This is a genomic window from Neorhizobium turbinariae (genome assembly GCF_023223505.1).
In the GTDB taxonomy this organism is placed as follows: domain Bacteria; phylum Pseudomonadota; class Alphaproteobacteria; order Rhizobiales; family Rhizobiaceae; genus Neorhizobium; species Neorhizobium turbinariae.
The window spans coordinates 164,414-191,036 of sequence record NZ_JALPRY010000007.1 but is presented as its reverse complement, the minus strand read 5'-3'; the positions used below and the strand labels follow the sequence as shown (position 1 = coordinate 191,036).

The 26,623-nt window shown below is 61.0% G+C and carries 29 protein-coding genes; 11 read left to right on the top strand and 18 right to left on the bottom strand.

Annotation, left to right across the window (positions count from 1 at the left end):
• Positions 1-12: 12 nt before the first annotated feature.
• Positions 13-822: a WecB/TagA/CpsF family glycosyltransferase gene (locus tag M0654_RS05985; RefSeq protein ID WP_313791069.1), complete on the bottom strand. Its 810-nt coding sequence runs from the start codon at positions 820-822 to the stop codon at positions 13-15.
• 420 nt (positions 823-1,242) lie between these two features.
• On the opposite strand from M0654_RS05985, the gene M0654_RS05980 reads away from it, so the two are divergent.
• Positions 1,243-1,449: a hypothetical protein gene (locus tag M0654_RS05980; protein WP_248682250.1), complete on the top strand. Its 207-nt coding sequence runs from the start codon at positions 1,243-1,245 to the stop codon at positions 1,447-1,449.
• A gap of 19 nt (positions 1,450-1,468) precedes the next feature.
• Here M0654_RS05980 and M0654_RS05975 read toward each other — a convergent pair whose 3' ends face one another.
• Entirely contained in the window at positions 1,469-1,684 is a 216-nt protein-coding gene (locus tag M0654_RS05975) for a hypothetical protein (protein WP_248682249.1), read from the bottom strand.
• A 183-nt stretch (positions 1,685-1,867) separates the two neighbouring features.
• Between M0654_RS05975 and M0654_RS05970 the strand changes: the two genes are divergently transcribed.
• Positions 1,868-2,056, top strand: a complete 189-nt coding sequence (locus tag M0654_RS05970; RefSeq protein ID WP_248682248.1) for a hypothetical protein — start codon at positions 1,868-1,870, stop codon at positions 2,054-2,056.
• Between the two features lie 35 nt (positions 2,057-2,091).
• On the opposite strand, the gene M0654_RS05965 is transcribed toward M0654_RS05970, so the two are convergent.
• From M0654_RS05965 to M0654_RS05955, 3 genes are all read right to left on the bottom strand, one after another.
• Positions 2,092-2,397 (bottom strand): DUF6074 family protein, encoded by a 306-nt coding sequence (locus M0654_RS05965; RefSeq protein ID WP_390919667.1) that lies wholly within the window; start codon positions 2,395-2,397, stop codon positions 2,092-2,094.
• A gap of 78 nt (positions 2,398-2,475) precedes the next feature.
• A complete protein-coding gene (locus M0654_RS05960; protein WP_248682247.1) occupies positions 2,476-3,630 on the bottom strand; it encodes an ABC transporter substrate-binding protein in 1,155 nt (384 codons plus the stop codon).
• A gap of 87 nt (positions 3,631-3,717) precedes the next feature.
• Entirely contained in the window at positions 3,718-4,362 is a 645-nt protein-coding gene (locus tag M0654_RS05955; protein ID WP_248682246.1) for a winged helix DNA-binding protein, read from the bottom strand.
• Between the two features lie 3 nt (positions 4,363-4,365).
• Between M0654_RS05955 and M0654_RS05950 the strand changes: the two genes are divergently transcribed.
• From M0654_RS05950 to M0654_RS05920, 7 genes are read left to right on the top strand one after another with little or no spacing between them, the layout of a single operon-like run.
• Complete coding sequence (locus M0654_RS05950; RefSeq protein ID WP_118852544.1) at positions 4,366-5,412, top strand: branched-chain amino acid ABC transporter permease; 1,047 nt, start codon at positions 4,366-4,368, stop codon at positions 5,410-5,412.
• An 11-nt stretch (positions 5,413-5,423) separates the two neighbouring features.
• Entirely contained in the window at positions 5,424-7,181 is a 1,758-nt protein-coding gene (locus tag M0654_RS05945) for a branched-chain amino acid ABC transporter ATP-binding protein/permease (RefSeq protein WP_248682372.1), read from the top strand.
• Positions 7,178-7,897, top strand: a complete 720-nt coding sequence (locus M0654_RS05940) for an ABC transporter ATP-binding protein (protein ID WP_118852542.1) — start codon at positions 7,178-7,180, stop codon at positions 7,895-7,897. Before M0654_RS05945 ends, M0654_RS05940 begins: the two co-directional genes overlap by 4 nt.
• Positions 7,894-9,102, top strand: coding sequence for a thiolase family protein (locus M0654_RS05935; RefSeq protein WP_248682245.1), 1,209 nt, complete (start codon positions 7,894-7,896; stop codon positions 9,100-9,102). Before M0654_RS05940 ends, M0654_RS05935 begins: the two co-directional genes overlap by 4 nt.
• Complete coding sequence (locus M0654_RS05930) at positions 9,102-10,346, top strand: SDR family NAD(P)-dependent oxidoreductase (RefSeq protein WP_248682244.1); 1,245 nt, start codon at positions 9,102-9,104, stop codon at positions 10,344-10,346. The genes M0654_RS05935 and M0654_RS05930 overlap by 1 nt, the downstream gene beginning before the upstream one ends.
• Positions 10,343-11,122 carry a cyclase family protein gene (locus tag M0654_RS05925; RefSeq protein ID WP_248682243.1) on the top strand — a complete coding sequence of 260 codons (780 nt, stop codon included), beginning with the start codon at positions 10,343-10,345 and terminating at the stop codon, positions 11,120-11,122. Before M0654_RS05930 ends, M0654_RS05925 begins: the two co-directional genes overlap by 4 nt.
• Before the next feature lie 32 nt (positions 11,123-11,154).
• Positions 11,155-12,783 (top strand): ATP-dependent acyl-CoA ligase, encoded by a 1,629-nt coding sequence (locus M0654_RS05920; protein ID WP_248682242.1) that lies wholly within the window; start codon positions 11,155-11,157, stop codon positions 12,781-12,783.
• A 29-nt stretch (positions 12,784-12,812) separates the two neighbouring features.
• Here the strand turns inward: M0654_RS05920 and M0654_RS05915 are convergent, their stop codons facing one another.
• From M0654_RS05915 to M0654_RS05905, 3 genes are read right to left on the bottom strand one after another with little or no spacing between them, the layout of a single operon-like run.
• Positions 12,813-13,301 (bottom strand): flavin reductase, encoded by a 489-nt coding sequence (locus M0654_RS05915; protein WP_248682241.1) that lies wholly within the window; start codon positions 13,299-13,301, stop codon positions 12,813-12,815.
• Between the two features lie 20 nt (positions 13,302-13,321).
• The gene (locus M0654_RS05910) at positions 13,322-14,083 is read right to left on the bottom strand and encodes an SDR family NAD(P)-dependent oxidoreductase (protein WP_248682240.1); all 762 of its coding nucleotides are present in this window, start codon (positions 14,081-14,083) and stop codon (positions 13,322-13,324) included.
• 32 nt (positions 14,084-14,115) lie between these two features.
• On the bottom strand, positions 14,116-15,267 hold the full coding sequence (locus M0654_RS05905; protein WP_248682239.1) for a flavin-dependent monooxygenase: 1,152 nt from the start codon (positions 15,265-15,267) through the stop codon (positions 14,116-14,118).
• Between the two features lie 242 nt (positions 15,268-15,509).
• On the opposite strand from M0654_RS05905, the gene M0654_RS05900 reads away from it, so the two are divergent.
• Positions 15,510-15,878, top strand: coding sequence for a hypothetical protein (locus tag M0654_RS05900; protein WP_118852877.1), 369 nt, complete (start codon positions 15,510-15,512; stop codon positions 15,876-15,878).
• Here M0654_RS05900 and M0654_RS05895 read toward each other — a convergent pair whose 3' ends face one another.
• From M0654_RS05895 to M0654_RS05875, 5 genes are all read right to left on the bottom strand, one after another.
• On the bottom strand, positions 15,879-16,331 hold the full coding sequence (locus tag M0654_RS05895; protein WP_118852522.1) for a MarR family winged helix-turn-helix transcriptional regulator: 453 nt from the start codon (positions 16,329-16,331) through the stop codon (positions 15,879-15,881).
• Between the two features lie 119 nt (positions 16,332-16,450).
• Positions 16,451-17,776, bottom strand: coding sequence for a TRAP transporter large permease (locus M0654_RS05890; RefSeq protein ID WP_248682238.1), 1,326 nt, complete (start codon positions 17,774-17,776; stop codon positions 16,451-16,453).
• A complete protein-coding gene (locus tag M0654_RS05885; protein ID WP_248682237.1) occupies positions 17,766-18,302 on the bottom strand; it encodes a TRAP transporter small permease in 537 nt (178 codons plus the stop codon). Before M0654_RS05885 ends, M0654_RS05890 begins: the two co-directional genes overlap by 11 nt.
• A 7-nt stretch (positions 18,303-18,309) precedes the next feature.
• Positions 18,310-19,344, bottom strand: coding sequence for a TRAP transporter substrate-binding protein (locus tag M0654_RS05880; protein ID WP_248682236.1), 1,035 nt, complete (start codon positions 19,342-19,344; stop codon positions 18,310-18,312).
• Between the two features lie 58 nt (positions 19,345-19,402).
• Positions 19,403-21,118 (bottom strand): thiamine pyrophosphate-requiring protein, encoded by a 1,716-nt coding sequence (locus M0654_RS05875; RefSeq protein WP_248682235.1) that lies wholly within the window; start codon positions 21,116-21,118, stop codon positions 19,403-19,405.
• A 117-nt stretch (positions 21,119-21,235) separates the two neighbouring features.
• Between M0654_RS05875 and M0654_RS05870 the strand changes: the two genes are divergently transcribed.
• A complete protein-coding gene (locus tag M0654_RS05870) occupies positions 21,236-21,985 on the top strand; it encodes an IclR family transcriptional regulator (protein ID WP_248682234.1) in 750 nt (249 codons plus the stop codon).
• 15 nt (positions 21,986-22,000) lie between these two features.
• Here the strand turns inward: M0654_RS05870 and M0654_RS05865 are convergent, their stop codons facing one another.
• From M0654_RS05865 to M0654_RS05845, 5 genes are read right to left on the bottom strand one after another with little or no spacing between them, the layout of a single operon-like run.
• Positions 22,001-22,720, bottom strand: a complete 720-nt coding sequence (locus tag M0654_RS05865) for an ABC transporter ATP-binding protein (protein WP_248682233.1) — start codon at positions 22,718-22,720, stop codon at positions 22,001-22,003.
• A complete protein-coding gene (locus M0654_RS05860) occupies positions 22,717-23,469 on the bottom strand; it encodes an ABC transporter ATP-binding protein (RefSeq protein ID WP_248682232.1) in 753 nt (250 codons plus the stop codon). The genes M0654_RS05865 and M0654_RS05860 overlap by 4 nt, the downstream gene beginning before the upstream one ends.
• Positions 23,466-24,455 (bottom strand): branched-chain amino acid ABC transporter permease, encoded by a 990-nt coding sequence (locus M0654_RS05855; RefSeq protein ID WP_248682231.1) that lies wholly within the window; start codon positions 24,453-24,455, stop codon positions 23,466-23,468. Before M0654_RS05855 ends, M0654_RS05860 begins: the two co-directional genes overlap by 4 nt.
• Entirely contained in the window at positions 24,452-25,330 is an 879-nt protein-coding gene (locus M0654_RS05850) for a branched-chain amino acid ABC transporter permease (protein ID WP_248682230.1), read from the bottom strand. The genes M0654_RS05855 and M0654_RS05850 overlap by 4 nt, the downstream gene beginning before the upstream one ends.
• A gap of 57 nt (positions 25,331-25,387) precedes the next feature.
• On the bottom strand, positions 25,388-26,524 hold the full coding sequence (locus tag M0654_RS05845) for an ABC transporter substrate-binding protein (protein WP_248682229.1): 1,137 nt from the start codon (positions 26,522-26,524) through the stop codon (positions 25,388-25,390).
• Positions 26,525-26,623 lie beyond the last annotated feature (99 nt).

Sequence of the window (26,623 nt, the reverse complement as noted above, 5' to 3'; positions counted from 1 at the left end):
TACTGGGTGACATCACCGTAGCGGAGAGCGACTCCAGAGCGCGTAAACTGCGAGCGGATTTGTGATCAGGTAGCGAAGCGCGAGGCGACGCGGCTCCTGGTAGGCGCGGTAGGCCCATTCAAGCCCGCTCCGCTGCATCCATTCCGGCGCGCGGCGTACACTGCCCGACAAGAAGTCGAACAACCCACCTGACGTCTTGACGACACCGACGCCCCGAAGCCTGTCCAGGTTGCGCACGATGAACTGCTGCTCGAGCGGGAAGCCGAGGCCGACCCACAGGATATCCGGCCGCTTGCGGCGGATATCCGCGACAATCCGTTCTTCTTCGTTCCTCGTGAAGTAGCCGTTGCGACGGCCAACGATCTTGAGCTGAGGATAAGCCTGCTGCATGGCGTCGACCGCCTTGGCATTCACTTCCTCCGTGGCACCGAGGAAATAGAAGCTCGCGCCGGCAGCCTGGGCCTTCGCCGCGACCGCGTGAACGAGATCGGTGGTCGAAACGCGCTCTGGAAGCGGCTCCGGGCTCCAGAACCGCGAGAACTTGACGAGAGGCATGCCGTCAGCGTGGATGTGGTCCGCCTTGTGCATCAAGTCGAGCAGCTCCGGCTGCCGCAGGCACATCGCCAGGACCTGACCATTCGCGGAGGTCGAGAACAAAGGCCGCAGGTTGCGACCGCGAACCCGAAGCGCGTGTTCGACAATGTTCGATGCGGCTTCGTCCATCGAGTAGCGAGCGATCGGTAGGCCGCCCAGCATCACGCTCGACGGATCACGCTTCTTCTCGATGTCGATGACGTTTTTGCTGAGCGCTCTGATCTGCAAGGCCGTTATCCAACTTCATGTTTGGGATGCCGTATGGACAGAGACCTAGATCTGTTGGGGGGGCGGTTCAAACCCATTCCCCTGCAATGGTTACGGCCTATTAATGGAATATCGGACTGTTTTATTAAAACTTTTCGGGCTTGCTCATGCAGCCGTTAAGCAGCCGCTTCCCGCCATGGAACATATGTTACTAAAACCAGATAAAATGGGGGTTTCCGGCCTTTCGCATGCTTGCTGGGGCGATTTCTAAGCCGGAGATCCCGTAGGTAAATGGTTAACTATAGGAGCACGTGGCAACGTCGCCTCGCGTTCACCTAACGAGCGGGAAACCCTTAAAGGTCACGATGAGGGCGTGGGGCCGCTGAAGCAGAAGCTGCAGAAAATCTGGAACCGCTTTTCCATGTTCCAAGTTGTGTGATCATGACAAAAGAAGCAAACAACGAACTAGCAAAACTGATATCGCAGCATGCGGTGCAGAATGCCGGTCGGCAGTTGGGTCGACTCCCGGCATTTGCTTTGCCGCAAGATACGCCCGATGTCTTCCAGGAACTGTTGACCAAGCTCGACAACGCTCATCGCGCTGAACCAGCGGCCGCGAGCCGCATGCGCAGGGTCTCCTCCAACTGACTAGCCGACGGACCGGCTGCTAGTGCAGTCGAACGGAGCGCTCCAGGATTCTGTCCGCCACTCTGAGAAAGGTCTCGACGGTCTGCGGATCCGGTTCGGGATCATGAACTGAAACTTCCAACAGAAGCCCAGCAAGCACGTGAGCCCCGGCGGCGGTATCGCCATCGGTATAGCGCCGTGAGCCTGCCGTCAGTTCAGCCGCCACCCGCCGCAGATTGTGCCCTGTCTCGCTCATGCTGCTGCCCTCCGAAGCTGTTGTCCTCTGAAGTCCTGGCTCAAACGGCGGGAGGTGGCGGATGTTTCAGGGTTAGGACCTTTGTTTCGGCGCATCGGCCTTTGGTCGGAACGCGAGCACCCGCATGGGGAACTCGATCGCGCGCTGGGAAGTTCAATCCGCGAAACCAGGAGAAACAACCAAATGCAGCCGAGCGAGAACAAAAAGGGTGACGGTGCAAAGGCCGTTCATGGCGACGAAGCCAAACCCGGCACGGATCAGACGGCCGATGGCATCTGCCCCGATTGCGGCGGCGAAGGACAAGTGGATGGCAATACTTGCCCGGGATGCGGTGGCACCGGAACGGTGACGGTCATCGTCGGAGACGCCTAAGTGGGCATAAGTGACGGGCGTTGGCGCCCGCACCGTTATCCTGCGGTTGATTCCGCGAGGTCCGGCCCGTAGGCGCGCTGCATTTCTGCCTGGACAGCCTGCATGAACATGCCGGCCTGCAGTGACAGTTCAGTTTCCGATGCGCCTTGAGCTCGCAAAGAAGCGGCAAGCTCTGCCATCTCTGCACGCCAGAAACGGTTTGCTGCTTCACCGTGGAGATCAAGTAGCTTCATTGCGCAACGCTTGATATCCGCAGCTCTTCGATCGGCGGGAAATTGTAGAACCGTCATTCTCTCTCCATAGCTGCTGTTGATTCGCAGCCAGGTCAGATTGAGCGGCAAATCTCAACAAATGCTGAAGAGTCACGAACGACAGGCGTAGAGAGAAGCTCCCCGAGCTTGGGGAGCTTCCATGGTGCATTATTCGACCAGCGACCACTTGCCGTCTTTGAGCTGGACGAGGACGCGAGAGCGTTCGTCGGTTCCATACCGGCTATCCGGCGTGAAATTGTAGACTGCATGCGTGCCGACAACTTCCTTGGTGCTTGTCAGCATGTCCTTCAGCGCCGCACGATATTCCGGCGTGCCGGGGGTAGCCTTTGGGAGGGCGCGCTTTGCAGCATCCGCAAACAGCAGCCAGGCGTCATAGCTGTAGGCCGCGAAAGCGTTGTAGTTGCTTTCCTTGTTGGCCGCCTCGTAGTGGTTGCGGAAATCCATCGCGACCTTCTTGATCGGGTTCGAATCCGGAAGCTGCTCGGCGACAACCACGGGGCCGCTTGGAGCGATGACGCCTTCGACCGCCTTGCCGCCGACGCGAACGAAGTCGGGGTTGATGATCGCGTGCGTGCCGTAGGCGGTGCCCTTGAAGCCACGTTCCGCAAGCGCGATGTGAGGCAGCGCGCCCGGCGTGCCGGATCCACCCGTCACTACCACGTCAGGGCGAGCGGCGACGATCTTGAGAGCTTGCGCGGTGACCGACGAGTCAGAGCGTGCGAAACGTTCATTGGTCGCGATCTTGATGTCGGAGCCCTTGGTCGTTTCGTTCAACGCGTCGTAGACGAGGTCACCCCAGGGATCGCTAAAGCCAATATAGCCAATGCTCTTGGCATTGTTCTTCTTCATGTGTTCGACGAGCGCGCTCACCATCAGCGGTGCGGGCTGCGGAACCGTGATCGTCCAGGCACCAGCCTCCCCGGTCGGATTGGCATTGGCGATCGAGATCAGCGGAACCTTCAGTTCGGATGCGACGGCCGCCATGGCAAGCGCGGCCGGCGAACCGGCGCTGCCGATCAGCAGGTCGACCTTTTCTTCCTCGACCAGCTTGCGCGCGTTTCTCGCCGCAGCCGTCGGATCGGACGCGTCATCCAGCTCAATGACCTTGATCGTGTTCCCTTCGATCTCGGAAATCGACTGGCGGCCAGCGGCCAAGCCCTTCGAATACGGAATGCCCAGCGAGGACGCCGGGCCCGACATCGATGTCACGAAGCCAACCTTGATCTCAGCTGCGACCGCGCTTCCAGCAGACAGAACCGCCGCCAAGGCGCTACCCAAAAGCCATATGTTCATTTTTTTCATGATCTTCTCCCAGTTAACAGCCGCAGACATGGCTGTTATGGGAAATTTGTTGCACAAAGCCCCCAGGTTGTCAGCACAATTTATTGGTCAAGGCTGCAAACGCCCAAGTGGGCCGCCATGCCCGGCCACAATGTTGCTCGCCTGGTCGTAGATCCCGATCATGATGTGCATCATCATCGTCACCTCGTTGATCGCATCGGTCATGCCCGGCATGCGGTCCGTAAGTTTCATCAGCGTTTCGCGTCGAACCGTCAGGTAGTCCTCGACAAGTTTCGCACCCTTGCTTGACGTGCGGTAGGCGACGTTCTTCTTCGGCGCGGAGGCATTAGCCTTCTCGATATACCCTTGCGCCAGAAGCTTTTTGATTCCGTATTGCAGGTTCGCCATGTCGTCGCGGTGAAGCAGCCGGCTGATTTCCGTGATGCCCTTGTCCGTACCATTCAGGTGGATGACATGCAGGATTGATGCCTCGGCGCCGGTCAATGATGTTTCGGGAAGGCATGCCAGACAGTCGCGGCGCCAACGGGCAAACGAGGAGCCGAGGTGCCAGATCGCATATTCAAACGCGTTCACGGCCTGCTCATGCCGCACGCCTTCATCGACGGCAGCGTCAGCAGTAACGCCAGTCTCTTTAGTAGCAGATGCCGATGTTTGGCTCATGATTTTCTCCTTGAAGTCAGTATCTTTGTATGCAAATTTTTGTTTCAAATCTAGGCTGATGGTGGGGAGCACTAGTTGACGGCAGAAATCGCATTGATCCTGGGAGTGGACGGCATTGCAACCGGCGCGATCTATGTGCTCGTCGCACTCGGTATCGTCCTGATCTTCTCCGTCACCCGCGTTGTCTTCGTACCGTTCGGAGACCTTGCAGCCTTCACGGCGCTGACGCTTGCAGCACTGCAGTCCGGTCAACTGCCGGGAACGGTCTGGCTGGTGGCCGTGGTAGCGGGTCTCACCCTTCTTGCAGAGGCAGCAAGGCTTGTACGATCCGGGCGCGCGCGAAAGATCCCCTCCTTCGCCGCGGTCTATTTCGTCCTGCCGATGATCCCCGTGCTTTTGTGCATTGCGCTGGCACAGACCGACATGCCGATGGCCATCGAAGTCATCCTTGCCGTCCTGCTCGTGCTTCCTCTCGGACCACTCCTCAATCGCCTCGCCTTTCGGCCGATCGCGGATGCGCCCGTCCTGGTGCTGCTCATCGTGGCGGTCGCGCTTCACTTTGCACTGGCAGGTCTCGGCCTGATCTTCTTCGGGCCCGAAGGCTTCCGCACCGAACCCTTGAGCGATGCGATCTACGAGATCGGTGGCACGGTGGTTTCCGCCCAGGCCATGCTGGTGGTGCTGGCGTCTGTTGTCTTCATGGGCCTGCTTTACCTGTTCTTCGAGTTCACCCATACGGGTAAGGCGCTCCGGGCGACGGCGGTCAACCGCGTCGGCGCCCGCCTTATGGGTATCCGGCCAACGGTGACGGGCGATGTCGCGTTTCTCCTGGCCTCCTTGCTCGCAGGTGTCGCCGGCGTCCTTATCGGCCCGATCACGTCCATCTACTATGACTCCGGCTTCCTGTTCGGATTGAAGGCCTTTGTCGGCGCGATCATCGGCGGCCTCGTCAGCTATCCGATCACCGCACTCGGCGCGCTCTTCGTCGGCCTGCTCGAAAGCTACGCCTCCTTCTGGAACAGCGCCTTCAAGGAAGTCGTCATCTTCAGTTTCCTGATCCCGGTTCTTCTCTGGCGATCGATCAGCGCTGCATCCCATGAGGAAGAGGAGGAAGAGGAGTGAGCAATTCCAGCTTGGTCGCCCGGCTGCCATTGATCGCAGGCCTTCTCGTGCTCGTCCTGCTGCCGTCGTTTGCCGGGACATTTGCCGTGACGCTGATGAACTACATCGGCATCTATGCACTAGTCGCACTCGGCTTGGTGCTGCTGACCGGCATCGGCGGGCTGACCTCTTTCGGCCAGGCATCCTTCGTCGGCGTCGGCGCCTATTCGACCGCCTGGCTCACGACTGCCTACGGGCTTTCCCCGTGGGCTGGCCTGGTGCTTGCTCTGGTGCTGACCGGTGTCGCTGCTTTGGTCATCGGAACCGTGACCTTGCGACTCGGCGGGCATTTCCTGCCGCTCAGCACGATTGCATGGGGCATCTCGATCTATTTCCTGTTCGGAAACATGGACAGCCTCGGCCGCTTCGGCGGCTTGTCCGGCGTGCCGCCGATCACGCTCGGGCCAATCTCTTTCGCCACCAACGGCGCGATGTACGTGCTGATCTGGATCACGGTGTGCATCTCAGCCCTGCTGTGCTGGAACCTCCTGAGGTCGCGGGAAGGCCGCGCGATCCGCAGTCTGCGCGGCGGCCGGATCATGAGCGAGAGCTTCGGGATCAACACCTTCCGCATCAGGCTCTATACCTTTGTCATCGCGGCTCTGCTCGCCGGTCTGTCCGGCTGGCTCTACGCGCATATGAGCCGTTTCGTCAGCCCCGCCCCATTCGATGTTCGCGCCAGCATCGACTACCTGTTCATGGCGATCTCGGGCGGCTCAGGATATCTCGCAGGCGCCATCGTCGGTTCCGCCTTCACCAGCGTGGCCAAGAACTTCCTGCAGGACGTGCTGCCCAGCATTACCTCGAATGCCGGGCCGCTTGAGACCGTGATCTTCAGCGTCATCTTCATCCTGTTGCTGCAATATGCACGCACGGGCATCGTGGCTTCCGTCCAGCGCTGGCTTCCGCGCCGGGCGCTCCCGATGCCGGCCGAGGCCGAGGAAATGCCACGCCGCGTAATGCCCGAGCCTGGTTCGCTGATGCTGGAAGTTGACAAGGTGGTGAAGCGCTTCGGAGGCCTCGTTGCGGTCAATGAAGTGGATTTCACCGTCAGGACGGGCGAGATCGTCGCGCTGATCGGCCCGAATGGTGCAGGCAAGAGCACCATGTTCAACTTGATTTCCGGCGTCTTGAGCCCCACCGAAGGCCGCGTCCGCTTTCTTGGGCAGGACATCACTTCCTATGGTCCGCGCAGGATCGCGTCGCTTGGTCTTTCCAGAACCTTCCAGCACGTCAAGCTTCGCCCGACGATGTCTCTCATCGACAACGTCATGCTTGGCGCATACCGCAGAACCTCGTCTGGTTTCCTTGCCGGCGCGCTGAGGCTGAACCAGGCAGAGGAGCGCCGTGCCCGGCATGAGGCAATGCGGCAGCTACGTCGATGCGGGCTTGGCGACAACCCGCATGAACTGGCGGGCAACCTCGCGCTTGGCCAGCAGCGCATTCTGGAAATCGCCAGAGCCCTTGCCGCCGACCCTGCCCTGCTCCTTCTGGACGAGCCGGCAGCAGGTCTTCGCCGGCTGGAGAAAAAGGCACTTGCCGATCTGCTTCGTTCCCTGCGTGGCGAAGGCGTCACCATTCTCCTTGTCGAACACGACATGGAGTTCGTGATGGATCTCGTCGACCGAATCGTGGTGATGGAATTCGGATCCAAGTTGACCGAAGGCCTTCCCGCAGATGTGCGCGCCGACAAGCGCGTGCAGGACGCCTATCTCGGAGGTACCGCATGACAGCTCTTCTCGAGGTAAACGACCTCCATGTCGGTTACGGCAAGGTGGAGGCTGTCCGCGGCGTATCGATGTCCATCCAGCCAGGCCAGATCGTCACCGTCATCGGGCCGAACGGCGCAGGCAAGACGACCATGCTGAGCGCGCTGATGGGTTTGCTCCCGAGCCGCGGAACCATCCGCTACGAGGGCCAGGACCTGCAACGGCTGGATGTCGAGGAACGCGTTCAGCGCAAGCTTTGCCTTGTCCCGGAAAAGCGGGAGCTTTTTGGCGAAATGTCGGTCGCCGATAACCTTCTGCTTGGCGCCTATTCGCGCCGCTACAAGAGCAGCGATTTTCAGGAGCGGCTGGCGGCAGTCTACGAGCAGTTCCCGCGCCTTGCGGAGCGTCGCCGCCAGCAGGCCAACACGCTTTCAGGCGGCGAACGGCAGATGCTGGCCCTTGGGCGAGCGTTGATGTCGCAGCCGCGCCTTTTGTTGCTGGACGAGCCAAGCCTTGGCCTTGCGCCGCTCATCGTTCGCGAGATCTTCCAGATCATCGCATCGCTCCGAAAGGCGGGCGTCTCCATCCTGCTGGTAGAGCAGAACGCACGTGCCGCGCTGGAAACAGCAGATTATGGCTATGTGCTGGAAACGGGGGAGATCGCCCACCACGGCCCCGCCCAGGAACTGCTCCAGGATCCACGCTTGATGACGGCGTATCTCGGCGGCGCCGCATGACGGTAGCTGCATCGGAAGCATATAGCCGCGGGCGGTTTGCACGTGCACGGCGCGGTTATGACGGCGTCGTTCTCGCTGTCCCCGTGACCGTGCCGTATCAGCGCTACTCGATCGAGGCGGCGCCCTGGTGGATGGGCAAGGCGCTGCGCGCGCTTTCCGAGGGCGCAGGAATCAGCCACCGGGAGTTCGATGGGTTCTCTGTCGCGAGCTTCACCATGGGCCCGGATGTTGCCATCGGCCTGACACAGCATTTCGGGCTGTCACCACGCCATATCGACCACGTTCCGATGGGTGGTGCTGCCGGCATCGTCTCTATTCGGCGTGCCGCGCGGGCTGTCCAGGCCGGTGACGCGGATATCGTCGCCTGCGTGGCGGCTGACACCAACCGCGTCGACAGCTTCCGCCATCTGCTCGCAGGCTTTTCACGTTTCTCGCAGGATGCCGTGTATCCCTATGGCGCTGGCGGCGCGAACGGCAGCTTCGCGCTGATCGCGCGCCATTACATGGACACCTACGGCGCCCGGCGTGAAGATTTCGGCAAGCTGTGCGTGGCACAGCGCGATAATGCGCTGAAGAACCCGAACGCGCTGATGAAGAAGCCGCTGACGCTCGACCAGTATATGTCGGCGCGACCGATCGCGGAGCCGCTGCATCTCTTTGACTGCGTCATGCCTTGCGCGGGTGCAGAAGCGTTTCTGGTGATGCGCGAGGAAACTGCGCAGGAGCTTGGCCTGCCATTCGTACGGCTGCTTTCGGCGATTGAACGACACAATGCCTTTTCCGAGGATCCGGTGCAGGTACGTGGCGGCTGGGTGGTCGATCGCGACGAGCTATACGGCATGGCCGGAGTCGAGCCATCGGACTTGGACTTCGTCCAGACCTATGACGATTACCCAGTCATCTCGATGATGCAGTTCGAAGACCTTGGCTTCTGCGGCAAGGGCGAAGGCGCGAACTTCGTCCGCTCCAACACCTTCACGATCGACGGGACGATCCCGCACAATACCTCGGGTGGTCAGCTATCTGTCGGTCAGGCGGGGGCGGCCGGCGGTCACCTCGGGATCACCGAGGCGATGCGCCAGTTGCTCGGCACCGCCGGCGGCACCCAGGTCAAGGACGCCGAACTGGGCATCGTTTCCGGCTTCGGCATGATCAACTACGACCGCGGCCTTGCCTCCGCCGCCGCCATCCTTGCGAGGCCCTAATGACCGAGCCACTTCCCAAGCCCAAGCGAAAGAACCCGCTCGCGCGCACCAACCAACCGCTTCTGCCACCCTCGTCGCGCAGCCGAAAGGCGCATGGCTTCACTCGCGCGGCTGCGCACGGTCGTTTCATGCTGCAGCGCTGCGATGACTGCGGGCAATATACCTATCCCGCCCGTGACGCCTGCCCGAATTGCCTGTCATCCAGCCTGGTGTTCCGCGATGCGCCGGCAAGCGGTACCCTGTTGTCCGAAACTCAGATCGGCGTCACGAGCGATCCCTATTATCGCGAAAAGATGCCGTGGCGCACAGGCCTCGTGAAGCTCGATTGCGGACCAACGGTGGTCGCGCATCTGCACGGGGACTGCGGCGGGCCGGGCAGTCTGCTCACGCTTAGCCTGCAACTGGACCGAGCCGGCCAGGCCGTGTTCTTCGGCAAGCCTCTTTCGGAGACACCTCATATGGAAGACGACCGCCAGTTGCGAGAGCTGACAGCCGATCCCAAGCACCGCCGCATCCTGCTGACCGATGGCCGCAGCTCGCTCGCGCCCCCCCTGGTGCAGGCCCTCAAGAAGGCGGGCGCGGCGAAGATCTTCGTCGGCATAGCTGATCGTTGGAAACCCTTCGATGGAAGGGCGGCACTCGAGGTCATCGAGGGCGTCGAACTTGTCGACCTGGATCTCACGAGCGAGCGATCGGTGCTGGATCTTGCCAAGGATATCGGGGCCAAGGTCGACATCCTGATCAATACCGCTGACCATGTGCGGCAGGTGCATCTGTTCGACGCTGGTGCTGCCGCAAGCGCCCGCGACACGCTCGACCACACCCTCATGGGATTGATGCGACTGGCGCAGGCCTTCGGCCCGGTCATGCGATCGCGCGGCGCCGATGGCGTCAACAGCGCGGCGGCCTGGGTGAACGTGCTTTCCGTGCACGCCTTGAGCAGCGTTCCCCAGTTTGGAATCCATTCCGCCAGCCAGGCGGCGTGCCTTTCACTGTCCCAGTGGTTGCGCCATGAACTTCGCCAAGGTGGGGTACGGCTGATGAATGCGTTTGCCGGACCGCTCGATACCGAGTGGTTCCAGACGGTACCGCCCCCGAAACTTGCGCCGAAGACACTTGCTGATGCCATCGTGGACGGCCTCAAGCGAGGACTGGAAGACCTTTACGTGGGCGATGTCGCAAAGGACCTGGAAGCGAGGCTCCTCGACAATCCCAAGGCTGTTGAACGGGAGGCGGGGCAATGAGCGGCAATCTTCTTGCATCGCTGGCGAATGCCCTCGGCGGCGGGGAGGTCAGGGTCGTCGATCTCACCCACACGCTGTCGCCTGATTTTCCCGTGATCGTGATGCCACCGGAACTGGGTCAGTCGGCTCCCTTCCGCATGGAGCGCATCTCGCGTTATGACAGCGGCGGGCCTGCCTGGTACTGGAATAACCTCTCCTTCGGCGAGCACACGGGCACGCATTTCGACGCGCCAATCCACTGGTACACGGGCCGCGACCTGCCACTGAACTCGGTCGACACGCTTCCGCCCGCCGACATGATCGCACCGGCCTGCGTCCTTGATTGCTCCGAACAATCCGCCAAAGATCCTGACTTCCTCTTCACCGTGTCGGATGTCGCCCGCTGGGAGGACGAGCACGGCCGAATTCCCGAACGCTCCTGGGTGCTGTTGCGCACGGATTGGTCGAAGAAGTCTGGCGCCGCTTACGCGAACCTCCAGGCTGATGGCGCGCATACGCCGGGGCCAGACGCGGAGGTCATGCGGTTTCTCGTCGAGGAGCGTGGCATTATCGGGCTAGGAACGGAAACGATCGGAACCGATGCCGGCCAGGCGGGGCATTTCTCGCCGCCTTACCCCGCCCATCACTACCTGCATGGTGCCGGACGCTACGGCTTGCAGTGCCTCACCAATCTCGACCAGCTTCCGCCGACCGGCAGCCTGATCTTCGCTGCCCCGCTCAAGATCCAGAACGGTTCCGGAAGCCCGTTGCGGGTGCTGGCGCTGGTTCAGGACTGATAGAGGCTGGAGGAAAAAACGTGGGGGAGACGATGGACCGAGTTGAGATCGAGCGGAACCGCGAAGCAAAGGTCTTTGGCCTGAAAGACGTGTTCGCGCCGGAGGAACGGACCTTCCCGCAGATCATGACCCGCCAAGCCGAGCGCTACTGCGACCGACGGCTCGTCACCTTTGGTGATCGCTCCCTCAGCTTTGCCGAGACGAAGGCATTGGCAGGAAGCGCGGGCCACATGCTGCGCGAAGCCGGGATCAAGCCTGGCGACACGGTCGCGATCATGTGCAGCAACCGCATCGAATTCCTCACCGCTTTCCTGGGCTGTGCATGGTCTGGCGCAATCGCAGTGCCGATCAACAATGCCTCGCGCGGCGCGCAGTTGGAGCACATCCTGAAGAACTGCGGGGCTCGCCTCGCAATCGTTGAGGCTAGCTTCCTCAACGCGTTTGCAAACCTTCCGACAGACCTGCCGCTTCAGCAGATCTGGACGATCGGCAAGGTGCCGGCCGACATCGATTTGAAGGTGAAACACGCACCGCTTCCCGAGGCTACCGGCCATATTGACGCGCATCCATGCAAGCCTTCGGACACCGTCGCCATCCTCTATACCTCGGGCACGACCGGCCTTTCCAAAGGCGTCTGCTGTCCTCATGCGCAATATTTCTGGTGGGGCGTTCATACGGCAGCCCTTCTCGGCATCGATGACGATGATGTGCTGCTAACCTGCCTGCCGCTGTTCCACACCAACGCGCTGAACACCTTTTACCAGGCGCTGCTCACGGGCGCGCCGGTGACATTTGAACCGAAGTTTTCCGTCTCGCGCTTCTGGACGTCACTGGCAGAATCCGGGGCAACAGTCACGTATCTGCTCGGCGCCATGGTCCCCATGCTCCTGTCGAAGGAAGCTTCGCCGGCAGATCGCGCGCACAAGACGCGTATTGCTCTTGCACCCGGCGTGCCGCCGCAGTTTCACGGGCCGTTCACCAAGCGTTTCGGCGTCGAGATCCTGGAAGGCTACGGCTCCACCGAAACCAATTTCGTGATCGGCAGCCTTTATCATGAGCAGAAGCCGGGGCGTGTGGGCAAAGCCCGTCCGGGATTTGATCTCGCTGTCTTTGACGAAAGCGACAACAGCCTTCCGGCCGGCACGCCAGGAGAACTAGTCGTGCGCCCGCACGAGCCTTTCTCGACCGCCACAGGTTATTTCGGTATGCCCGAAAAAACGATCGAGGCCTGGCGCAATCTCTGGTTCCATACGGGCGACCGCGTGGTGATGGACAGCGATGGCTATATCCAGTTCCTCGACCGGATGAAGGACACGATCCGCAGGCGGGGCGAAAATATCTCTTCCTACGAGGTCGAGCAGGTGATCGTGGCGCATCCGGCTGTCGAAAACGTCGCCGTGTTCCCCGTCCAGTCCGAACTCGCGGAAGACGAGGTGATGGCGGCGATCGTGCTGAAGCAGGGGACGAGCGTGACGCCGGCAGAACTTCTGGATTTCTGCCAACCGCGAATGTCCTACTTCTCGGTTCCGCGCTTCATCGACTTTGTCGCCGAGCTCCCGCTCACCGAAAACGGCAAGGTGCAGAAGTACAAGCTGACGGCCAAGGGCGTTACCGAGAACACCTGGGATCGCGAGAAGGCGGGCTACAAGCTCACGCGCTGACACGTCGGCGCAACCAACGCGCCGATTTTCTACGATTGAGCAACGAGTGTGTGGAAACCGCGGCCGAACCAGATCAACGCTTCAGGCGGCGCGTCGTTGAGATGCACTGCCTCTACCCGGCCGTAGAACACCGAGTGCGTGCCAATGGCAACGCGCTCAACGATGCGACAATCGAAGGCGGCTACGGCGTCCACCAGCACCGGCGCGCCCGTCGTCAACGTGTTCCATTCGCCGCCGGTAAACCGTTCGGTTCCGCCGCGACCAGCGAAGGCATTCGCCAGCTCCTGATGTCGCCCTGCAAGGATGTTCACGCAGAGGTTTCCGTTGCCGTTGAACAGGTCATGCGAGCGATTGGTGCGATTGACGCAGACAAGCAGCGTCGGAGGATCATCGGTGATGGAACAGACGGCGGACGCCGTCATGCCATGCCGGCCTTCCGGGCCATCTGTGGTGATGAGCGTGACGGCAGCGCCGAGCCGGCTCATGCCCTCGCGGAAACCCAGTGCCTTCGGATGCATCGCAGCCCCCTCCTCTTTTGTCAGCGCATGAACAGGCCGCCGTTGACGTCCCAGCATGCGCCATTAACGAAGCCCGACTTGCTGGAGGCAAGGAAGGCGACCAGTTCGGCGACAATACCGGTATCGCCCAGACGACCGACCGGGATGCCGGCGATCAAGCCTGGCAGTGCGGCCTCCGGAACGATCGAACGCACCTGAGGCGTGTCCATCGGGCCTGGCGAAATGGCGTTCGTCGTTACGCCGAATGGGCCGAGATCGCGCGCGAACACCTTCGTGAGCGTGAGGATTGCGCCTTTGGATGCGGCGTAGTGCGCGCCGGTGGCGGTGCCGCCGTTCTGCCCCGCCAGCGAGGCCATGTTGATGATACGCCCGTAGCCCTGCTGCTTGAAATACCGGCCCAGGATGCGGCAGCCGGAAAACGTGCCACCAGCATTGACCGCCATGATCTCGTTGAACTCCTCCGTCTCGATCTCGAGAACCGGGCGGGCCTTGGTCATCGCGGCGTTGTTGACGAGAACCTGAACGGAACCCCAACGCTCAACCGTCCAATCAAGCACATGCTGGAAATCTTTCGGCTTGGCGATATCCAGCTTCTGCGAAAGCGCCGTCTCTCCGCTTTGATCCAGCGCTTTTGCCAAGGCAGCGGCACCGGCTTCATCCACATCGGTTGCAACAACGCGCAGCCCGGCGGCGTGCAGGGCGCGGGCAATCTCGGCGCCGACACCAGCCGCGGCTCCGGTGACAATGGCAGTTTGCTGTCTCGTTCCGTCGGGTGCCGTCATAGCTTGCTCCTCCTCAACTCGATAGGTCTTGATCAGGGATAACCGGGAGGTGTCTTTTCACCGAGCAGCCCGGCACCGGCCGACGTCCATGTTCCAATACCAAGGAACGCGTGCTGCGCAACCGACGCTGTATCCAGCATGCAACGGATAAGGACGTGCCCGCGCGCAATGGCAGAGGTACCACCCATATAGAATGCCGATTGAGCAACAGAAGCAGCTTCGGTCGCCGCGTTCGTCGCGGCAAGCCGCAGCGTCACGCGCTGTTCCTGTGTCAGGCTGCCGCCGGCAAGCACCGTCTCCCATGCGCTCTCCACGGTATCGTAGAAGTAGGAGCGCGCCGACCCCAGCCTTGCCTCAGCCCTTCCAAGCTCTGACTGGATATGCGGCCGTGCCCCAAGCGAGGGGGCTCCGGTAATGGAAGGTTTGCCCGCAGCCTCGCCTCTGATCCAGTCCAAGGCTTCGCGTGCCGATCCGAGACCCACGACGGCGAGCACCTGGGCCGCCAGCGCCATCGCCGGATAACGGAAGATGGCTTCGGAGCGATTGGCGGGAGAGCCGCGGACAAAAGTCCAGTCCTCCGGCACCTCGACGCCGTCCGCGACGATGTCGTGGCTGCCGGTTGCCGTTAGGCCTGCGGAATCCCAGGTATGCTTGATCGATACCTTGTTGCGCGGCATGACTGCCATGCGCGGCAGTCCACCGCCCGCCTCTCCGTCGTCTACCTTGATGCCGGCGCCGATGAGCGAAGCGCCCATGCTGCCCGAGCAATAAGGCCAGCGCCCGGTCACCTTGAAGCCGTTCGCAGTCCTTTCCGCAGTCTGGGGCGGGAAAATCGCTCCCGCAAAAACCGTATCCGGGTTGGAGCCGTAGATGTGCTCGAAGGTTTCCTTCGGCAGTGATGCGAGATAGGTCGAGGATACGCCGAAGCTCGCCACCCAGCCGGTGGATGCATCGGCGGTGGACAGCGCTTCGATGAGACGAAGGAACTCAGCAGGGGAAACTTCATCTCCGCCCAGCGCCCTGGGGACGAAAGCGCGGTAGACGCCGATCTTCTGGAGTTTGGCGACCATGTCTCCCGGGACATAGGTCAACTTTTCAAACTCGCCTCTGCGCAGGCGAATTTCTGCAAGAAGATCCGCAAGCTCGGTCGATGAGTTGCATAGTACTGCAAGAGGTTCTGCCATGTCTCGCTCCCAGGACGCGGCCAGGTCCAGCGTGGCACCGGACGGGGCATCCGTCAGATGCAGATGGCGAGGCTTGTGATGCGCCGATGTAGTTCCCTTTATTACGGTAGTTTTACCGTATTCTTTTCACGCGGTCAACGTGGCGCCTAGAGCTTACTGTACTTTTCACGTAATCTCTCCTAGCTTCACCGCAGACCACACGCTTGGTCAAGCACTGTCAAATGAACAAAGGGAACGATGACATGGCAGAAAAGAAGCCGATCCGAACGCTGTTTTGCATTGCCGTCCAACAGAACTTCTTCGACCTGCCATTCAAGGATATCGGTCCGGTCTGGAAAGGTTTCTCCGCCTTCCTGCGCGGCGTCGCGGACCTCCCGGGCGTTACCGTGCTCGGCACGCTGGATGACGACGAGACGATGGTCGGCACCTCGCCCACCGGTTTCCCGTGGACGTGTTACGTGATGGCCGACTGCCCGGATCGGGAAACGGTGCAGGCTGCCTGCAACCTGTTCCGGACGATTGAGGTCGGGGAATACCGGCTGTGGCGTTATATGCGCATCGAAGCGCGCATGGGCCGGGCGCTGGAAATCCCGGCGATCGCGCAGGACTGATCAGCCAAGCTTCTCGAAAAGCCGCTTCAGCAACTGGTTCATCTGGGCGATTTCGTCCGGCTTGAAATCAGCGAAGGTGCGGTCGAAAACCATTTCCGCGAAATGGGAGGCGCGAATGGCCGCCTCCTCTCCCTTCTTCGTGAGGCTGACTTCCGTGACCCGCGCGTCCTGGGGGCTGCTGCGCGTCGTCACCAGGCCATCCGCCACCATACGCTGCACGATCTTCGTCGTCGTGTTCAGCTTCAGGATGCAGTAGTCGGAGATCTCGGACACGCCCAGGGGGCTGTGCTCGCGAAGCGACGACAGCACCCGCCAGCGCGGAACATCCAGACCGGCAGGTTTCAGCAGTTTTTCCATCTCGTTGATGTAGCGGGCGCTGACCCGCGTCACCCAGTAGTAGGGCCAGTCGGTCTTGCGCGAAAACGGACCAACTGTGTCCTGTTCGTCATGCATCAGGAACCTGCTTCACCTGCTTTAGGAGCCGATACTTCTGTGGGCAGCACAACCGCATGTCAAGCAGTGGCCGTGACGTACCATCTTGCGGATCACGTAGCGGCTGCCCGGTCGTCGCGTCAGCCACTGACCATGTGCGGCAACCAAAGTGTCAGCGCGGGGAAGCCGATCAGCAACGCGAGGCGAACGAGCTCGCCGATGAAGAAGGGGAATACGCCCTTGAACGTGTCCCACATGGGCACGTCCTTCGCCAGGGAGTTGATGACAAAGACATTCATGCCGACGGGGGGCGTGATCAGTCCAAGCTCCACCACCACCAGCGCCAGCACACCAAACCAGATCTTCACGTCGTTGGGGTCCATGCCGAAATCGAGCTCGCTGATAACCGGCCAGAAGAACGGCATCACCAGCAGGATCATGGACATGGAGTCCATCAGGCAGCCGAGGAAGATCAGCGCGACCAGCATGAGGATCAGGATTAACATCGGCGAAAGGCCGGACGTCACCATCATCTCGGCCGCCGCTTGCGGCACGCCACCGCGCGACATGAAGATCTTCAGCAACTCGGCGCCGAGCAGGATCAGGTAGATCATGCCGGTCGTCTTGGCGGTTTCCAGCAGCGCCCATTTGTAATCCGCAAGCCGTACGCCGCGACGCAGCGAGCCGTAGATTGCAACCAACGCGACGCCCACTGCCGAAGCAGGTGTCGGATTATAGAAGCCGGCATAGATGCCACCGATCACGATGACGAAGATGCCGAGCACCGGCACGACACCAAGGGTCGCCGCCAGCCACTCGCCCCGCTCGACCGAACCGCTCAACGGTGCTGTATCCGGGTAGATCCGGACAAAAACGGCAATGACGACGATGAAGATGGCGACTGCGATGAAGCCGGGAATAAGGGCCGCCGCAAACATCGAAACGATGTTGGCTTCAACGATGATGGCGTAAACAACAAGGACAACCGAAGGCGGTATGAGGATGCCGAGCAATCCGCCGGCCGCGAGCGTACCGGTTGCCAGCGACCCCTTGTATCTGTAGCGCCGCAGTTCCGGCAACGCCACCTGCCCCATGGTCGTGGCCGTAGCGAGCGACGAGCCGCAGACCGCACCGAACCCTGCGCAGGCGGCGATCGCCGCCATGGCAACGCCGCCGCGCAAACGTCCGAACCAGGCATTCGCGGCGCGGAAGAGATCCTGAGACAGCCCGGCGCGGGTGGCGATATATCCCATCAGCACGAACATCGGGATGACCGACAGGTCGTATTTTGAAAACTGGCTGAAGCCTAAAGTCTTCAACTGGTTGAGGAAGACGTTCGGCCCATTGAGCGCCACCGTTCCGACCGCGCCGACGACGATCATCGCATAGGCGATGGGGACGCGGATGCCGATGAGGACCACGAGCGCAACCAGACCGACGACGCCAAGGAAGAGGCTATGGTCCATCTGTGATCACGTTCTGGCTACGGGTGACGACGCCCTGGTAGCTTTCGACGATCGTGATGATCGCGGCCACCGTAAGGAGGATGAGGGAAATCACGATAGCGATGAAGGCATAGCCGATCCGGATCTGCAGGATCGCGGTCTGATAGTCGTAGTCGAACTGGTTCTCCGCACCGAGCCATGTGCGCCAGGCCATGAGAATGGCGAAGACCAGCGCGATCACCGAAGACAGAAGCACCAAGGCAGACTGAGTTCGTTTGCCAAGGCCGGAGGTGAAGATGTCGGCCGTGACATTGGCATCGGTCAGTTGGCAGTAGGGCAAGAACGCGAAGACGGCGACGGCGATGCCGAGTTCGGTCAATTCAAAATCGCCCGGAACAGGCGCTCCGAAGATCCCGGTCACGACGCTCGCAGTTTGGACGACCACGACGGCGAGTGTAACCACGCCACCCAGCAGCGCCCATCCGGTGATGACGGATCTGGCGAGGCTGAACAGCCTCGCCTCGCTTCTCGTCTCCGCGTCTGCCATTGTTTGCCTACTTCGACGCGTTGGCGCTGATCAATTCACGCGCCTTGGCAACCAGCGCCTCACCATCGATGTTCTTGGCCGCAACCTCCTTCACCCAGCGATCGACAACCGGCTCGAGCTTTGCCCGGAAGGCGTCCGTCTCTTCCTGCGTCAGTTGGATGTGCTTGTTACCGGCATCGGTTGCCACCTTGATGCCGTTGTCATCGATATTGCGCCAGATCTCGCCGACCTTCTTGACCCATTCCTCGTTGGACGCGTCTTCAAAGGCCTTCTTCACGTCATCCGGCAGGGATTCCCAGACATCGGCATTCATCGAAACCTGGAAGGTCGTATTGCCGAAGCGCGTCATGTCGACACCTTCGATCTGGTAATCGGTCTGCTCCTGCAGGTTGAGCGCCGGGATGATTTCCCAGGGAATGAGCGCACCATCGACGACACCCTTGGACAGCGCCTGCGGCGTATCCGGAACCGGCATGGCGGCGGGCGCCGCGCCAAGAGCCTCGATCACCCATGCGCCGGTGCGCGTAGGTATGCGCATCTTCTTGCCGGCGAGATCTTCGGGCTTGCGCACCTCGCTCTTGGCCATATGGATCGCCTGCCCTCCATGGACATGCAGGAACATCACCTTCACGCCCTTGTATTCGTCGGCAAGATACTCGTCGAACATGGCGCGCATGGCGAGATTCGTCGCCTTGATGTCGTTGGTGTGGATGAACGGCAGTTCGAAAACTTCGGTGCGCGGGAAGAGGCCTGGCGTGTACCCATTGACGGTCCAGACAAGGTCCACAACCCCATCGCGCACCTGGCTGATCAGTTCCGGCGGACCGCCCCCGAGCGACATCGACGGATAGATCTCGATCTTGACCTTGCCGCCGCTCTTTTCTTCAACCGTCTTGGCCCAGGGTTCCAGCATCTGCGTCTGTGCCGGTGACTTCGGACCGAGGAAATGGTGCAACTTGAGTTTGAATTCCTGCGCGGCGGCCGCCGTCGACATGGCAATAGCCGCGATACCCGCAAGCATCAGGGTCTTGGTAAGTCTCATGTGTCCATTCCTCCCGTAACAGACAGTTGACCAATCTCCGCCGGCGGCGGAGACCATTTCATGCGATCTTTACATCGAACAGCGCCGTACGCTTGTTGACCATGACTTCCGTTATCGCCTCGCGCAGCTTTCCAGGTAAATCCTCGCGCTCTGCAACCCTCGCCGCCCAGGCATTGCTGGCTGCGGCAACCTTGGTGAAATCCGGGCTCGGTGACAAGCCGGTGAGCGGCATGCGGTTGGCCTTTGCTGCGTATCCATCGGGATAAAGCATTGATACAGACTGCCGCACCGCACCCCATTCCGCATTGTTGACGATCAGGATCAGCACAGGGATCCCGCAAGCCTCCATGATCTGGTGGCAGGCGACCGGATTGGCGAACATGTAGGAGCCGTCGCCCATCGTCGCCACGACCAGTTGGTCAGGCTTTGCAAGCTTCATGCCCATGGCGCAGGGCAAGGACCAGCCGAGCCCTCCGGAATGTGGCTCCTGATACCAGCCCCGATGCGTCCTCAGCGTCATCGGCGCAAGAGGGCAACCGAGCTCAGACAGGACCGTCGCATCAAAGTCCTTCAGCGCTTCCGACAGGCACCAGGCGACATGCGCCTTCGTCATCAGCGGCCCCGACTCGTCTCGCGCGGCAGTGATTTCCCTGTCTCTCTGAGCAGCGAGGCGCTCCCGCAGGCAAGCACGTTCGTCGCGACCGTCGCGACCGAGACGGGCTGCGGCTGCGTCCATTTCCGCGGCAAGAGCGACAAGCCCTATCGAGGTTTCGCATGTGATCGACAGGTCAGAACGGAAGTTGCGCACCGGGAACCGGCTGAAGAGCGGGTCCGGCCCCAGTTGGATGACCTTGGCGCCAGCACGCGGGCCGTGAGCATCCGGCATCCATGGCGCGAGCGCATCCACCGCCAGAATGACATCGGCCTCCGCAAGCCAGGGCGCTGGGTCGCCACCCGCCCACATGGAATGGTCCGTCGGGATGCCGATCTGGGTCGCCCAGTAATGCACAACCGGGATCGAATACCGGTCTGCCATTTGCGACAGTGCTTGGAAACCCCGCTCGTCGCCTGCACCGCGCTGGACGAAGACGACGGGGTTCTTCGCGGCTACCAGCCATTCGGCAGCCGTTTGATAATCCGCCTGGGCACCGCGCGCAGTGGCCGCCGCCATCAGCGGCGTTGCCGGCATGTCGGACACGTCGATGGTTTCCGTCAGGACTTCACGCGGAAGGCTGAGGTAAACTGGCCCTTTCGGTGTGGTATTGGCGATTGCCAGCCCCCGGTCGAGCACTTCCTTGATCTGTTCCGGAAAGCGTAACTCATAGTCCCACTTCACGGCCTCACGGACGAGGGCCGCCTGATCGCGCATCTCCTGACCCCAGCCGATCGGAACCGTACGAGCACCAAACCGGCCCTTTTCGACCGTCGGGGTCCGCCCGGACATAAGCAGCATCGGAACGTGGTCTGTCGCTGCATTGATGGCGCCGATGGCACCATTTGCAAGTCCAACATTGGTATGGAGAATGACGGCCTGCGCCTTTCCTGACATGAAGTAATAGCCGTGCGCCATTCCCATGGCGGCATGCTCATGCGGGATTGTCAGGGCCTGCGGGAGTTCCTTGCCCAGGGCAGCGGCCTCGGCCAAACCTTCGATGATCGGAGGAAAATCTGTCCCGGAGTTCGCGAAGACGTAGTCAACGCCCAGCGTCTTCAAGCGGCTGAAGATTACGCTTCCGGCACTGACTTGGCGTTCGCGCCCGCTCAACGAGTCCAAGCGCTCCTCCCGAGACTGCTTGAATTTCATTATTTGAAATAGTAATTTCAGTATTGCAGCTATAATTCTATGGGTCAAGCGCCCGATAGTTTTCTTGTTAAACATCTATAGGTGGCAATGCCTACTCCGTCCAACGGCTCGATCATCAAGGCATTCGCGATCCTTGACCTATTTGACGACCGGCGGCAGGAGGTCACGGCCGGCCAGGTCGCGGAGTTGACGGGGCTGAACGGTGTCACCGCCCATCGTTTCCTCAAGACCTTGTTGCAGATCAGCGTTCTGCGCTCACCTCGAAAGGGCGTCTTTTCGCTCGGAAGCAAGCTGGTCGATTATGGGGAACGCGCCAAGAGCTTCAGCCGGCTGGCTGCACAGCTACAGCCCTTCCTTAACGAATTGGCGGCCGCGACCCAGGAGGGTGCGATGGCGACCACCTTCGACGGCTCGCTGATCACCTGTATCGCGGCGGCTCATTCCGAGCACACGTTCAGCTTTAACGCCCGCGTCGGCGCACGAATGGAAGCTTATGCGACGGCCAACGGAAAGCTCTGGCTTTCCACGTTGGACGAGACGGCGCTAAACAGCTACTTCCGCACCACCACGCTTGACGCCATTTCCGACAACACGCTAGTCGATCCGGCGTCCCTGCGAGCCGACCTGGAGCTCATTCGCAGCCGGAAGTTCTCCCTCAACCGCGGCGAACGCGAGACAGGTTTGTCCGCCGTTGCTGTTCCCGTAAGCACGGCGGAAGGAACAATGCTGGTGGGTATGTCCGTGTTCGGACCAAGCGCCAGGTTCACGGAGGAGAAGGAAAACCAGTACCTTCAGTTGCTCCGTGATACCGCGACCCGGATCCGCGAGGTTCTGTAGAACGACAGGCCGCGGTCAGGCTTCCGCGACGTGCCCGCCGAGAAACAACTGGCCGACGCGGGGGTCCCGCAGCAGCCTGGCTGCTTCGTCATGCATGCGGGTCTGGCCCAGTTCCAGCACTAGCCCGTAGTCGGACATGGCGAGTGCAGCCTTTGCGTTCTGCTCCACCATCAGGATTGTCACACCCTGGTCGCGAAGCCGGATCAGCGTGCGAAACACCTCCTGCACCAGGTTGGGAGAAAGCCCGATCGAGGGTTCGTCGATCAGGATGAGCTTGGGATCGAGGAGGAGCGCCCGCGCAACCTCGAGCTGCTTCTGCTGCCCACCGGAAAGCTCGATCGCCTTGCGGTCGCGGAACTGACGCAGCATCGGGAACTGGTCCATTACGACCTCAATGCGCCGGCGCACGAGCGCCTGATCCGGCGCAGTGATGCCGCCCAGTTCAAGATTATGGTAGACGGAGAGCTGCGGCACGATGTTGCGGCCCTGCGGCACATAGGTCACGCCATGCGAGATCATCTGCCGCGGCGTCTGGCGCGTCACGTCCTTCCCGTCGAGGATGACCTGGCCGGAGTGGATGGTCAACAGGCCGAAGATCGCCTTGAATACGGTGGATTTGCCTGCCCCGTTCGGCCCAATGATCGTGGTGATCGAGCCCTTCGGGATCGAGAAGGACACGCCATTCAGGATGGTGATCTGGCCGTAGCCGCCGTAGACGTCCTTGAGCTCGATCACGCCCCGCCTCCAAGATATGCGTCGATCACCTGCGGGTTCGCACGGATTTCGGCCGGCGTTCCTTCGGCGATGACCTCCCCTTCGGCCAGCACGATGACGCGTGTGCACAGACTCATGACAAATTCCATGTTGTGCTCGATCACCACGAAGGTCGTGCCATGCTCGGCATTGTAAGCAACCAGGCGCTCCTTGAGATGCGCGAGCATCGTGAGGTTGACGCCACCGGCGGGCTCGTCGAGGAGCACCAGGCTCGGTCCCGCCATGAATGCCATCGCCGCATCCACCAGCTTCTGCTGGCCGTAGGACAACGAGCCTGCCAGCGTGTCGCGCAGGTGATCCAGCCGGAAGAACGAGATCAGCCGTTCGGCAGCCTCGGTCAGTCCTGCGTCGCCCGGGCCAAACAGGCGCGACAGCATGCTGCCATGATGCTCCTGTCCCGCAAGAATGATGTTGTCGAGGACGCTCATCTTCGGAAAGACGGAAAGCTGCTGGAAGGTGCGGCCGACACCGAGCTTGTTCAGTTGCGAGGCGCGCAGGCCAGATACGTTGCGCCCCTGCACTTCCACCTCGCCCCTTTCCGGCTTCAGCTGGCCCAGGATGCAATTGAACAGCGTGGATTTGCCAGAGCCGTTCGGCCCGATCAGGCCGAGGATCTCGCCCTTCTGCACGTCAAAAGAGACATCGCGAACGGCGCGGATGCCGCCAAAGCTCTTTTCTATATTGCGGACGGAAAGGATCGGCATGTTCATTTCTGCGCCGCCCCTTCAACTAGATCACCTCGCACCTGCTGGCGCGGCCACAGCTTTGCCCGCAACCGGCCACCAAGACCAATCAGACCGGACGGCACGAAGACCAGCATCACGATCACCAGCGCCGAGTAGATGATCAGGTAGTAGCCCTCGGTAAATCGAAGGACCTCGGGGAGCAGGATCACGACGCCGGCACCCAGGAACGGACCGAAGAAGAAGCCGCTACCGCCGACGACAACCATCAGCAGGATGCGCAGCGAATGCGCCAGGCCGAACGAGCCTGGCTCGATGAACTGCACGAGCGGCGTGATCAGCGCGCCGGCAAGTCCGCCGTAAGCGGAACCGATTGCGAAAGCGAGCAACGTGATGCGTCGCGTATCGACGCCGAGGCTTTCGGCACGAACGGGGTTTTCGCGCAGAGCCTTGAATGCCCGGCCCCAGGGCGACCGGACGATGCCCCACATGGCTAGTGACGCGATCACCGTGATGCCGAGGGTGAAGTAATAAAAGTGCAATTGCTTCATCGTCTTGAAGATGAAGAAGTCAGGACGTGGCATACCGACGAGCCCGAAGGTGCCGCCCGTCAGCCATTCCTCATTGCGCAGCACAAGGAAGACCAGCGTGTTGAAGGCCAGCGTCACGAACGCGAGAAAGTGCCCCTTCACGCGAAGCGCCGGATAACCAAGCAGAAGCCCGACGGCGAAGCACAAGATAAGCCCCAGAGGCATGGCGAGAACCCAGTGCCAACCCGCCAGCGTGAGCAGTGCCGTCGTATAGGCGCCGATCGCCATGAAGGAGGCCTGCGCAAGCGAGATCTGGCCTGCGTAACCGAGGGTCAGGTTAAGCCCCATCGCGGCGATGGAAAACACCAGCCAGGAGGTCAGGACATAGGTGATGTAATTGCCCTGGCCAATCGGCGCGACGATCGCCGCCAGAAACAGGACTGCAACCGCCGATTTGGTCAGCAGTGACCGGTTGAGCGTCATACCGTTCTCCCCTCGGACGTCCCCATGATGCCTTGCGGGCGCAGGAGAATGATCCCGATCAGGAGCACGAGAGGAAGGGCGGCACGATACTCAGCCGTAACATAGGCAGCGGTCAGATTGTCCAGAACCCCGATCAAAAGCCCACCGACCAGCGCGCCGCGGATCTGGTTGAAGCCGCCGACGATTGCCGCGATGAAGGCGATCAGGCCGAGCGTCTCACCGTTCGAAAACTTGGCAAGGTAGATTGGCGTGATGAGGAAGGATGCAAGCGCGGCAAGCGCCGCATTGATGATGAAGGTATAGAGGATCATCCGCTTGACGTTGACACCAAGGATTTCCGCAACCGCGGGGTTCTGGGCGGTCGCCTGCATGCAGCGCCCGGTCCGCGTCCGATTGAGAAACAGGGTCAGCAGGACAACAATCGTCAGCGAGATGGCGAGATTGACAAGATCCTGCAGCGAGAGAACGGCGCCAAGCACGTCAACGTGCGCGCTCTGCACCAGTGACGCGAACGGCTGTGCTTCGGCGGAATAGAACTCCTTGACGCTTTCCTTCAGCAGGATGCCGAGCGCCATGGTCGCAATGATCAAGGTGATGCCGCCATGCGGCAGGATCGGCTCGACGATCAGCTTCTTGAACAGGATGCCCAGCACCACGATCGATGCGACAAGACCGAGCAGCAAGGCAGCCCAGAGCGGCAGGCCGAAGAAGCTCATGCCGGCCAGCACGAAGAAGGCAGGGAGCATGACGAATTCGCCTTGGGCGAAATTCACCGTTTGCGCCGCCTGCCATACCAGCGTGAAGCCGATAGCAACCAGCGCGTAGATCGACCCGGTCGCAAGACCGGACAACAACACTTGCATGAACTGTGACACGGAGGTTTCTCTTAAAAGAAGCCGCGGCGGCGACCCGCCGCGGCAATATCGAGCCGCTTAGTTTGCCGGCACGGTACCGATAACGACCGGAGCCCCGTTCTTGACCTGGACCATGAAGCTCGGACGAGACATTTCGCCACGATCGTCCCAGCAGGTGTCGAGCAGGATCTTCGGGTGGTCGGCGACCTTCAGGCAAAGCCCGTGCATCTTCTCGGAGAATGCTTCGCCGTCGAACTCGCCGACCAGTTCGGTTACGTATTTCGTGGTCCAGGCGCCGACATAACCCTTGATCGCGTCATGGGTCGGCTTGCGCTTGAAGGTCTCCTCAAACTTCTTGGAGAAGGCGCCGATGCCCGGAACGTCGGTTGCCGTCGCCGTGACGCCAACATGCGCGATCGCACCTTCTGCAGCGCCACCGGCCAGTTCGATCACCTTCGCCTCGGTCAGCGTCACTTCACCAACGAGCGGCATGGCGAGCGACTGCTTCTTGCCCTCGATGAGGAATCGGGCCGACTCTTCCTGGTTCATGTAAACAAAAACGGCATCCGGATTGGCCTGCTTCAGCTTGGCAACGTCAGCCGCATAGTCGGTCTGCGCCTGCTCGGAAGGAACGTCGGCAATCACCTCGATGCCGGCATTCTTCATCTCCTCGATGAAGACGTTGCGGCCGCCCTTGCCGAACTCGTTATTGACCCAGGCTACGGCCACCTTCTTCGCCTTCAGCGTATCCTTGAAGTAAGGCGTCAGCGCCGGAACGCCCTTCTGGGCACCTGACGAGGTGCGGAACACGAAGGGGTTGCCCTTTTCCACGATGTTGGGAGCTTCTGAACCAACGAATTGCGGAACGCTGTTCTGCTGCGCCACAAGCATGTTGACCAGGGTCGAGCCGGAATAGATCGTTCCGAGGATCACATAGGCGCCGCCATCGATCGCTTTCTGCACGAGCGCGCGCGAGACCTGCGGGTCCGTCTGCGTGTCGTATTCGGTCAGTTCGATCTTCTTCTGGAGGATGCCGCCCTCAGCGTTGATTTCCTCCACGGCGATCTTGATGCCGTCCCGCCAGTTGGTGCCCGCCGGCGCTCCAGCGCCGGAAAGCTCGGCAACCATACCCAGCTTCACCGTTTCCTGCGCCGAGGCGGCACCGGCGGTCACCAGCAATGCAGTCGACAGTGATAGTAGCAATGCGCGATACATTGATTTCTCCCCCAAAAAATCGCGTTGTCCCAGGTTCCTCCTACAGCCATCGCTTCCTATTGCAAGCCACCATCAGCCCCTATCCGTCCTGCTCTCAAC

Bases quoted from the DNA above. Each gene is read 5' to 3' on its own strand.
- M0654_RS05900 (WP_118852877.1), top strand. From the start codon at position 15,510: ATGGCAGAAAAGAAGCCGATCCGAACGCTGTTTTGCATTGCCGTCCAA.
- M0654_RS05855 (WP_248682231.1), bottom strand. From the start codon at position 24,455: ATGACGCTCAACCGGTCACTGCTGACCAAATCGGCGGTTGCAGTCCTG.
- M0654_RS05870 (WP_248682234.1), top strand. From the start codon at position 21,236: ATGCCTACTCCGTCCAACGGCTCGATCATCAAGGCATTCGCGATCCTT.
- M0654_RS05845 (WP_248682229.1), bottom strand. From the start codon at position 26,524: ATGTATCGCGCATTGCTACTATCACTGTCGACTGCATTGCTGGTGACC.
- M0654_RS05940 (WP_118852542.1), top strand. From the start codon at position 7,178: ATGACAGCTCTTCTCGAGGTAAACGACCTCCATGTCGGTTACGGCAAG.
- M0654_RS05920 (WP_248682242.1), top strand. From the start codon at position 11,155: ATGGACCGAGTTGAGATCGAGCGGAACCGCGAAGCAAAGGTCTTTGGC.
- M0654_RS05905 (WP_248682239.1), bottom strand. From the start codon at position 15,267: ATGGCAGAACCTCTTGCAGTACTATGCAACTCATCGACCGAGCTTGCG.
- M0654_RS05925 (WP_248682243.1), top strand. From the start codon at position 10,343: ATGAGCGGCAATCTTCTTGCATCGCTGGCGAATGCCCTCGGCGGCGGG.
- M0654_RS05960 (WP_248682247.1), bottom strand. From the start codon at position 3,630: ATGAAAAAAATGAACATATGGCTTTTGGGTAGCGCCTTGGCGGCGGTT.
- M0654_RS05910 (WP_248682240.1), bottom strand. From the start codon at position 14,083: ATGACGGCACCCGACGGAACGAGACAGCAAACTGCCATTGTCACCGGA.
- M0654_RS05860 (WP_248682232.1), bottom strand. From the start codon at position 23,469: ATGAACATGCCGATCCTTTCCGTCCGCAATATAGAAAAGAGCTTTGGC.
- M0654_RS05880 (WP_248682236.1), bottom strand. From the start codon at position 19,344: ATGAGACTTACCAAGACCCTGATGCTTGCGGGTATCGCGGCTATTGCC.
- M0654_RS05895 (WP_118852522.1), bottom strand. From the start codon at position 16,331: ATGCATGACGAACAGGACACAGTTGGTCCGTTTTCGCGCAAGACCGAC.
- M0654_RS05890 (WP_248682238.1), bottom strand. From the start codon at position 17,776: ATGGACCATAGCCTCTTCCTTGGCGTCGTCGGTCTGGTTGCGCTCGTG.
- M0654_RS05930 (WP_248682244.1), top strand. From the start codon at position 9,102: ATGACCGAGCCACTTCCCAAGCCCAAGCGAAAGAACCCGCTCGCGCGC.
- M0654_RS05885 (WP_248682237.1), bottom strand. From the start codon at position 18,302: ATGGCAGACGCGGAGACGAGAAGCGAGGCGAGGCTGTTCAGCCTCGCC.
- M0654_RS05915 (WP_248682241.1), bottom strand. From the start codon at position 13,301: ATGCATCCGAAGGCACTGGGTTTCCGCGAGGGCATGAGCCGGCTCGGC.
- M0654_RS05975 (WP_248682249.1), bottom strand. From the start codon at position 1,684: ATGAGCGAGACAGGGCACAATCTGCGGCGGGTGGCGGCTGAACTGACG.
- M0654_RS05980 (WP_248682250.1), top strand. From the start codon at position 1,243: ATGACAAAAGAAGCAAACAACGAACTAGCAAAACTGATATCGCAGCAT.
- M0654_RS05970 (WP_248682248.1), top strand. From the start codon at position 1,868: ATGCAGCCGAGCGAGAACAAAAAGGGTGACGGTGCAAAGGCCGTTCAT.
- M0654_RS05935 (WP_248682245.1), top strand. From the start codon at position 7,894: ATGACGGTAGCTGCATCGGAAGCATATAGCCGCGGGCGGTTTGCACGT.